Here is an 8,054-nt window from a genome sequence, read left to right on the forward strand (position 1 = left end):
GGCGTGTCGAGAAACGTATGTGCAATCACGTTTCTCGACACACCACCCGTTTTTCACTGCAGAGCGCCGCGCCTCAGCGAGCGCCGCGCCTCAGCGAGCGCCGCGGCCACGCCAGCGCCGGGGCCGCGCCGCTCAGGCTGCCGGGGTCAGGAATCGCCTCCGGCGGTGCCTGAGGTTCCTGCGTTGACCTCGTTCAGGCGATACTTCTTCGCTGCCTCAACCGGCACCGAACGAGCGATCTCGCCGCGGTCGGCCAGCAGCTGCAGGGTCCGGACGACCATCGAGTGCGCATCGATCTTGAAATGGCGCCGGGCGGCGGCGCGCGTGTCTGAGAACCCGAAGCCGTCGGCACCCAGAGTCGCGAAGTCCTGGCTGAGGAACGGACGGATGAGGTCCGGCTGAGTGGAGTCGAAGTCGCTCGTGGCGACGATCGGCCCGGCCTCGGCGCCCAGGCGCTCGCGCACATAGGGCGTCCGCGGCTCGGCTTCGAAGTTCTCGAGCTTCTCGGCCTCGCACTTCAGCGCATCGCGGCGCAGCTCGGCCCATGAGGTCACCGACCAGACGGCCGCATCCACGCCCCATTCCTGAGCCAGCAGACCACGGGCCTCAAGTGCCCACGGGACTGCGACTCCCGACGCGAGCAGCTGAGCCTGCGGACGATTCCCGGCCCCCGCCTCGGCGCCGGTGCCGGCATCTGCCACCCGATGGATGCCCCGCAGGATCCCATCGACGTCGACATCCTCGGGTTCGGCCGGCTGAAGCATCGGCTCGTTGTACACGGTCAGGTAGTACATGACGTTGCGGGCGTCATCGCCGAGGTCGTGCTCGCCGTACATGCGGTGCAGGCCATCACGCATGATGTGGCCGATCTCGTATCCGTAGGCCGGGTCGTAGATCCGCACCGCAGGGTTGGTCGCGGCCAACACAGGAGAATGACCATCAGCGTGCTGCAGGCCCTCACCAGTCAGCGTCGTGCGACCGGCTGTGGCGCCGATGATGAACCCGCGGGTCATCTGGTCCCCGGCGGCCCAGAAGGCGTCGCCGGTGCGCTGGAACCCGAACATCGAGTAGAAGACGTAGATCGGGATCATCGGCTCACCGTGCGTCGAGTACGCGGTTCCGGCGGCGGTGAATCCCGCGGCCGCACCGGCCTCGTTGATGCCGACGTGGAGCAGCTGACCCGAGGTCGCCTCCTTGTAGGACAGGAACAGTTCACGGTCGACTGCCAGGTAGTTCTGCCCGTTCGGGTTGTAGATCTTCGCGGTCGGGAAGAATGCATCGATGCCGAAGGTCCGGGCCTCATCGGGGATGATGGGCACGATCCTGTTCCCGATGCCCTTCTCGCGCATGAGGTCCTTGAGCAGGCGCACGAAGGCCATCGTGGTCGCGGCCTGCTGATGGCCCGAGCCCTTCTTCGTCTGCGAGAAGGCCTTGTCGGACACGGCAGGCAGGGTCTTCTTGCTGTTCTCGGGCTTGCGATTGGGCAGGAATCCGCCCAACTTGGACCGCTTCTCCAGCATGTACTGGACTTCTTCAGCGTCGTTGCCCGGGTGGTAGTAGGGCACCGCGTAGGGGTCTTCGTCGATGACCTTGTCGGTGATCGGGATGTCCATCCGATCACGGAAGGCCTTGACGTCGGCGGCCGTGAACTTCTTCATCTGGTGCGTGGCATTGCGCGACTCGAAGGTCGTGCCCAAGCCGTAGCCCTTGACCGTCTGGACGAGGACGACGGTCGGCTTGCCCTTCGTGTTCACGGCCTGCTCGTAGGCGGCGTAGACCTTGTGATAGTCGTGACCGCCGCGTTTGAGGTTCCAGATGTCGTCGTCGCTCAGGTGCTCGACGAGGCCCTTCGTCACCGGTGAGCGGCCGAAGAAGTTGTCGCGGATGAATCCGCCGGACTCGGCCTTGAAGGTCTGGTAGTCACCGTCGAGGGTTTCGTTCATGATCCTCACCAGCTCGCCGGTGTGATCGGCATCGAGCAGGGAGTCCCATTCGCGACCCCAGAGGACCTTGATGACGTTCCAGCCGGCGCCGGTGAAGACCGCTTCGAGCTCCTGCACGATCTTGCCGTTGCCGCGCACCGGTCCGTCAAGTCGCTGCAGGTTGCAGTTGATGACGTAGGTGAGGTTGTCAAGGCCCTCGTTCGCGGCCAGCTGGAGCGCGCCGCGTGACTCCGGCTCGTCCATCTCGCCGTCGCCGAGGAAGGCCCAGACGCGCTGATCGGAGGTGTCCTTGATGCCGCGGTTGTGCAGGTAGCGGTTCATCTGCGCCTGGTAGATCGAGTTGATCGGGCCCAGACCCATCGACACGGTCGGGAACTGCCAGAAGTCGGGCATCAGGCGCGGGTGCGGGTAGGAGCTCAACCCGTTGGGGGCCTTCGAAGCCTCCTGCCGGAAGCCGTCGAGCTGCTTGTCGCTCAGACGGTTTTCGAGGTATGCCCTGGCGTACATGCCGGGTGAGGCGTGACCCTGGAAGAAGACCTGGTCGCCGCCGCCGGAATGGTCCTGGCCGCGGAAGAAGTTGTTGAACCCGATCTCGTAGAGGGTCGCGGCACCGGCGTAGGTCGAGATGTGTCCGCCGACGGAGATCTCGGGACGCTGGGCTCGGTGGACGAGCATCGCGGCGTTCCAGCGCAGCCATTTGCGGTACTTGCGCTCGAGGCGCTCATCGCCTGGGTAGGCAGGTTCCTGATCGGCCGGGATCGTGTTGACGTAGTCCGTGGTCGTGACCTTGGGCTGGGCCACCGAGTTCGATGCGGCACGTCGGCGCAGGGCCTCCATGATCTCGGCCGCACGCAGGGTTCCACGCTGGTTGACGAGTCCCTCCCAGGACTCGAGCCACTCGTCGATCTCTTCGTCACCGGTTCCCCTCGGGATCGCCGAGGTTGTGTCCTGGGTCATAGTTCTCCCTCTCAAACACGTCAGGTCCACGGGATGGTGTTCCCGTGGACCCGACAATGGAAATTATCAGCAGAAGCCGGCGATCTGCGCCCAGGCGTCCTTGTTCTCCTCCACCCCGTCACGGGTGAAGGTGGCCTCGATCAGCCCGTAGGGCCGATCAGCGACGATGAGCACTTCGTTCGGGTTCTCCAAGCCGAAGCGTTCGATGTCGTAGAGGAAATGGTGCTTGTTCGGGCAGGAGAAGCGGATCTCGTCGATCTCCGGCACAGCCTCGATGACCTTCTCACCCATCTGGTACAGGGTGTGCTGCAGGGCATGCGAGTAGTGGTCGGTGAACGAGTCGAGGATGATCTCCTTGACCTGCCTGTACACGCCCTCGAAGTCGAGATCCGTGGTGTTGTAGATCCAGCGGGTCGCAATGTCGGTGGCGAGGATGCGGTCGTCGGTCTCCGGCAGGGTCGTGTACTTGTCCTTCGGGTAGCCGACGAAGCCTGATTCGGTGGTCTTGAGCACGGTCAGCCCGTAGAAGCCGGAGATCAGGGTGGTGGTGTCGCCGTCGCGGGTCAGCACCGCGGTGCGGGTCTCCGGCGCTGACTTGTAGAAGGAGTGGTTGTGATCGTTGATGCGCGACCAGCCGTACTCTTCGGCTGCCCAGCGTCCGCCGGTGACCCAGTCGAAGCTGGAGGTGAAGTGCTCGCCCAGCCCGAGGAGGAACTGCTCGGGTGAGGTCACTCCGAGCTCCTTGGCCTTGGCGAAGACCGTGTTCTTCTGGGTGTCGGTGGCGACGACGTGTTCGTTGTTGCCCTCGGTGTGCGCGGTCTCGAAGTCGCCCCACAGCTGGGAGGTGACATTGAGGTCGCGGATCTCGTGACGTTCGGAGTCACGGTAGACCCTCATCAGACGATTCTCCGCCTTGCCGTACTGATTCGTCGTCAGTTTCACCTTGCTCATCTTCTTGCTCCTGTTGCCTGTGCCAACGGCCGCGCCGCGCTCGTCACCGAGTCCGACATGGCCGCTGTGACCAATTGATTTGCGAGGTTGCCGGGCGTCGAACCCGGCGAACTTCGGCGGTTTGTTGAGGATCATGATCCTGCAGGGGGCCTGCTTCCCCTGATGTCTTATGGGTGGTGCCGTCCGCTCAGCTTCCCCGGTAGGTGCTGTACGCGAACGGACTCAGCAGCAATGGTATGTGATAGTGCGCTTCGCCTGCCTTGACCGTGAAGTCGATCGTCACCTGAGGGTGGAAGTGATCCTGCCCCTGGGTCTCGAAGTAGGCACCGGTTGAGAATACGATCCGATAGTCACCGGCGCCGAGGTGGTCCGGTCCGAATTCCGAGACACGACCGTTGCCGTCGGTGCGGGCGTTGGCGAGCACCTCTGTTCCGGAGTAGAGCGTGACCTCGAGGCCGGCGGCAGGGGTGCCGAGCGTGGAGTCGAGAGCGTGGGCGGAGATGAAGCTCATGCGAGGAGTCCTTCGAGTCTGAGTGCGGCGATCTGGATCAGCTGCTCGCCGACCTCGGCGAGTTCGTCAGTGTCGCTGTTGGCCATGCGGCGCTGAAGTTCGGCGAGGATCTCCTCGGGACTGCGGCCGGCCGCGCGGATGAGGAAGACGCGGTCGAAGCGCTCTTCGTAGGCGGCGTTGCCCGCCGCGAGTCGATCCTGGATGTCACCGTCGAGAGAACCCAGGCCAGCCTGCTCGCGGGAGGAATGAGCCGCCTCGGCGGAAGAGCCTTCGGCCTTCTCCCCGATCCGGGGATGGTGGGACATGGCCTGGTTGATCTCGTCATCGGTCAGTGGGGTCGCGCTGGTGCGGGCAGCCTCGAGGGCGGCTTGCACAGTGGAGAACGGCCGCGCTGCGACGACCCCGTCGATCCACCGGTCGACATCGAGACACGGGCGCAGAGTCGCGCGGGCCTCATCGATCGACAGCTGATTGAACTCGCCTAGGTCCACATTGACCTCCTGAGAAAATCGAGATGCTGAACCACTGAGAATGTGTTTCACATCACGGAAGACTGTTTCCATTTAACTGCTTCGAGTTTGACCCCAGGTCCGCGCTAAGTCAAATTCTGTGGTCGACGTCAGCGGCCTTCTCCGGAGGATTTGGAAAAGTTATTCCACAAAGCGGATAATGATGGCAGAGTCCCTCGCGCAGTCCGCGTTCTGGGCACTTGGCCATCGTTTTCTCGACAATGAGGTTGAATGACGTCATGAGCATGGAAGCACCCACGATCGTCTGCGCGCCCGATTCCTTCAAGGGTTCGGCCGGCGCCCCCGCTGCCGCTGCCGCCCTGGCTCGCGGTGCCTGCCAGGTGTTCCCCGACTCGCAGATCACCGACCTGCCCTTCGCCGACGGCGGTGAGGGAACCCTCGATGCCCTGCTGGCCGTGTGGGACACCCCGGCTCGCTCAATCGAGGTCGTCGATGCGCTGGGCCGGCCGACGACAGCCCTGTTCGGCATCTCCGCTGATGGGAAGACCGCAGTCATCGAGGCGGCTCAGGCCAATGGCCTCCCCCAGGTCTCCGACGTCGCCCTCGCGCCCGAGCGCGCCGATACATTCGGCGTGGGCCTCATCGCCCGCCACGTCCTGGACCAGGGTGTGGAGGAGATCCTGCTGTGCATCGGCGGCTCGGCGAGCACCGATGGCGGCGTCGGCATCGCCTCGGCCTTGGGCGCGGCCTTCACCGACTCCTCCAGTGCGCCCATCGCTCCCGGTGGCGGCGGGCTGTCATCCTTGGCCAGCGTCGATGTCTCCGCATTGGATCCGCGTGCCCGCGAGGTCCGCTGGCGCATCGCCGTCGACGTCGACAATCCGCTCACCGGCCCTCGTGGTGCCGCCGCAGTCTTCGGTCCTCAGAAGGGCGCCGATGCGGCGTCCGTTGCCGTCCTGGACTCCGGACTGGCCCACCTCGCCGAGGTGCTCGCCGACTCGGCTGCCCATGCTGAGTCCTTGGCGGCGACACCGGGGTTCGGTGCCGCCGGCGGCATCCCTCTGGCCCTGACGAGCCTGCTGGGCGCCGAGGTCGTACCCGGGTCGACGATGGTCGCCGAGGCCGTGGGACTGACCGAGGCCCTGGCCGCCGCCGACATCGTGCTCACGGGCGAAGGATCCTTCGACACCCAGTCTCTGGGCGGGAAGGTCGTCGCGGCCGTGCGCGACCATGCCCCCGCCTCGGCGAAGATCATCGTCATCGCCGGCCGGGTCGCCCTCAGCCCAGCCGAATGCCGCGAGGCCGGCATCACTGCGGCCCTCTCGATCGCGCCGGGCCCCGCCGACCTCGCCGAGCTCTCCGACCGCGCCGAGGAACTCATCGAGGCCGCCGCCGCCCACGCGTGCGCGCTCGTGGGCGCGGGCTCGGGCACTGGCGTCGCGGGCGCGAGAGCAAGCGTCACGGGCGCGCAACAGAACTGACCACCAAAGACACCAGCAGTCACCTACGAAAGGACTCACCACCATGAGCACACAGCTCGAAGTCGGACAGACCGCACCGGACTTCTCTCTGGCCGATGCCAGCGGAAAGACCTACTCGAAGGCGGACTTCGCCGGGCAGAAGGTCATCCTCTACTTCTACCCGAAGGCCGCGACGCCTGGCTGCACCACCGAGGCCTGCGACTTCCGCGACAACCTCTCGTCCCTGGCCGCTGCCGGGTTCCAGGTGCTCGGCGTCTCCCCCGATGACGCCGAGGCTCTGCAGGCGTTCACCGACGACCAGCAGCTGACCTTCCCGCTGCTCTCTGATCCGGGTGCGGAGCTGGCGCAGGCGTACGGCTCGTTCGGTGAGAAGACGGTGGGCGGCAACACCTTCGAAGGCACCCTGCGCTCAACCTTCGTCATCGCCGAAGACGGAACTCTCTCCGACGTCGAATACAACGTCGACGCCGAAGGCCACGTCGCCCGCCTCCGCGAGAAGCTCGGCGCCTGACCTCCCCTCTCCCCTCCCAACTACCTGGCGGCGGCCCAGCAACCTTGCGCAAGGTTGCTGAGCCGCCGCCAGGTAGTTGTCAGCGCTGCCTGAGACGGGCTGCGACCGTATTGAGGATGTGGGCAAAGGGCTGCGATTGGAACAACTGCCCATAGGTGAGACGGATGACTCTGTAGCCCCTCGCCTCCAGTGCCGATTCCCTGGCTTTCTCCTTCGCGATATTCCCGCGGACATCATCATCCACGAAGTACTTCTCGATTCCGTCGACTTCAACGATCACCTTCGCGTCGACATTGCAGAAGTCCACCCTGGCGAGCATTCGCCCGCTCTCGTCGATGAATTCGACCTGGGGCTCGAATCCTCCGATGCCGTGCTCGAAGAAGCGGACCGCGGCAATCGATTCCGACGGGGCCTCTCGCCGACTGTCGGAGAGGTCGATGGCTTGTCTGGCTGCACCGGCGCCGCGAATCTCAGGACACAGGAGAAGCTGATCGCCGAGGCGGCTCTTGGATGTCCGCCCGTCCCTGATGGCCTCGTCGATCAATGGCACGGCCAGGTCGAGATCATAGTCTCGGGCCACGTCGATGAGTGTCCTCTCCAAGGTGGTCGCGGAGTACATGCCGATCACAGCTTTTTGGTCCACCGGTACTTCTCGGTTGCGAACGTGAAGATACCGGTATTTCCGACTGACATTCGGTCGAAGCACCTCGACACGAGACGTGGCCGGATAGCTGGGGTCCAGCCCGTGGATCAGCGCGGCCGAAAGGTGGGAGAACACCTCCCTTCCCTTAGTCACGCGATTGCGCCCGGACGCGGCATTGATCTTCTCGGCCCGTGCCCGGATGAGCAAGCGCAGCCGATCCACGTCATCTCGCATGTTCCCGCGCAATGCCAGAGCGTTGACGTCGTCCTCCGACAGCGCGCTCCAGATCGCGTAGTGTCGTGGATCGTCGCAGACCGAGGTCGCGACATAGCGACCTCGCGCGATCCGTGAGAGGCAGCACCGCTCCGCTCGCCGGATCTCATCCTTGGTGAAGCCCAGCCGATAGAGTTTGTCGGTCGCCAGATAGAGATGCATACCTACCAAATTGCATCAGATATCATCAAACCACAATAGAATAAATCAAATTGTGGAAAACTTCAGCGTCAGCCCATCTCGCGCCCATCCCCAACAACTACCTGACGGCGGCCCAGCAACCTTGCGCAAGGTTGCTGGGCCGCCGTCAGGTA

General features: G+C 64.5%; 7 protein-coding genes. 2 read left to right on the forward strand and 5 right to left on the reverse strand.

Features of this window, described 5'->3' with window-relative positions; translation table 11 throughout:
* Nucleotides 1-146: 146 nt before the first annotated feature.
* From aceE to uraD, 4 genes are all read right to left on the reverse strand, one after another.
* Nucleotides 147-2,900, reverse strand: a complete 2,754-nt coding sequence (gene aceE, locus JFC13_RS14880; protein ID WP_198397838.1) for a pyruvate dehydrogenase (acetyl-transferring), homodimeric type — start codon at nt 2,898-2,900, stop codon at nt 147-149.
* 66 nt (nt 2,901-2,966) lie between these two features.
* Nucleotides 2,967-3,851 (reverse strand): factor-independent urate hydroxylase, encoded by an 885-nt coding sequence (gene pucL / locus JFC13_RS14885; protein ID WP_198397865.1) that lies wholly within the window; start codon nt 3,849-3,851, stop codon nt 2,967-2,969.
* A gap of 187 nt (nt 3,852-4,038) precedes the next feature.
* Nucleotides 4,039-4,362, reverse strand: a complete 324-nt coding sequence (uraH, locus tag JFC13_RS14890; RefSeq protein WP_198397839.1) for a hydroxyisourate hydrolase — start codon at nt 4,360-4,362, stop codon at nt 4,039-4,041.
* On the reverse strand, nt 4,359-4,853 hold the full coding sequence (uraD, locus tag JFC13_RS14895) for a 2-oxo-4-hydroxy-4-carboxy-5-ureidoimidazoline decarboxylase (protein ID WP_198397840.1): 495 nt from the start codon (nt 4,851-4,853) through the stop codon (nt 4,359-4,361). The genes uraH and uraD overlap by 4 nt, the downstream gene beginning before the upstream one ends.
* Nucleotides 4,854-5,116: 263 nt before the next feature.
* On the opposite strand from uraD, the gene JFC13_RS14900 reads away from it, so the two are divergent.
* Together JFC13_RS14900 and bcp are read left to right on the forward strand one after the other, a co-directional pair.
* Complete coding sequence (locus JFC13_RS14900) at nt 5,117-6,313, forward strand: glycerate kinase (RefSeq protein ID WP_198397866.1); 1,197 nt, start codon at nt 5,117-5,119, stop codon at nt 6,311-6,313.
* A gap of 43 nt (nt 6,314-6,356) precedes the next feature.
* Nucleotides 6,357-6,824 carry a thioredoxin-dependent thiol peroxidase gene (gene bcp / locus JFC13_RS14905; RefSeq protein WP_198397841.1) on the forward strand — a complete coding sequence of 156 codons (468 nt, stop codon included), beginning with the start codon at nt 6,357-6,359 and terminating at the stop codon, nt 6,822-6,824.
* Between the two features lie 79 nt (nt 6,825-6,903).
* On the opposite strand, the gene JFC13_RS14910 is transcribed toward bcp, so the two are convergent.
* Complete coding sequence (locus tag JFC13_RS14910; RefSeq protein WP_198397842.1) at nt 6,904-7,902, reverse strand: DUF559 domain-containing protein; 999 nt, start codon at nt 7,900-7,902, stop codon at nt 6,904-6,906.
* Between the last annotated feature and the right edge of the window lie 152 nt (nt 7,903-8,054).

It is taken from the genome of Brevibacterium antiquum, from assembly GCF_016107655.1.
Lineage (GTDB): Bacteria > Actinomycetota > Actinomycetes > Actinomycetales > Brevibacteriaceae > Brevibacterium > Brevibacterium antiquum.

Bases quoted from the DNA above. Each gene is read 5' to 3' on its own strand.
- bcp (WP_198397841.1), top strand. From the start codon at position 6,357: ATGAGCACACAGCTCGAAGTCGGACAGACCGCACCGGACTTCTCTCTG.
- uraH (WP_198397839.1), bottom strand. From the start codon at position 4,362: ATGAGCTTCATCTCCGCCCACGCTCTCGACTCCACGCTCGGCACCCCT.
- pucL (WP_198397865.1), bottom strand. From the start codon at position 3,851: ATGAGCAAGGTGAAACTGACGACGAATCAGTACGGCAAGGCGGAGAAT.
- aceE (WP_198397838.1), bottom strand. From the start codon at position 2,900: ATGACCCAGGACACAACCTCGGCGATCCCGAGGGGAACCGGTGACGAA.
- JFC13_RS14900 (WP_198397866.1), top strand. From the start codon at position 5,117: ATGGAAGCACCCACGATCGTCTGCGCGCCCGATTCCTTCAAGGGTTCG.
- JFC13_RS14910 (WP_198397842.1), bottom strand. From the start codon at position 7,902: ATGCATCTCTATCTGGCGACCGACAAACTCTATCGGCTGGGCTTCACC.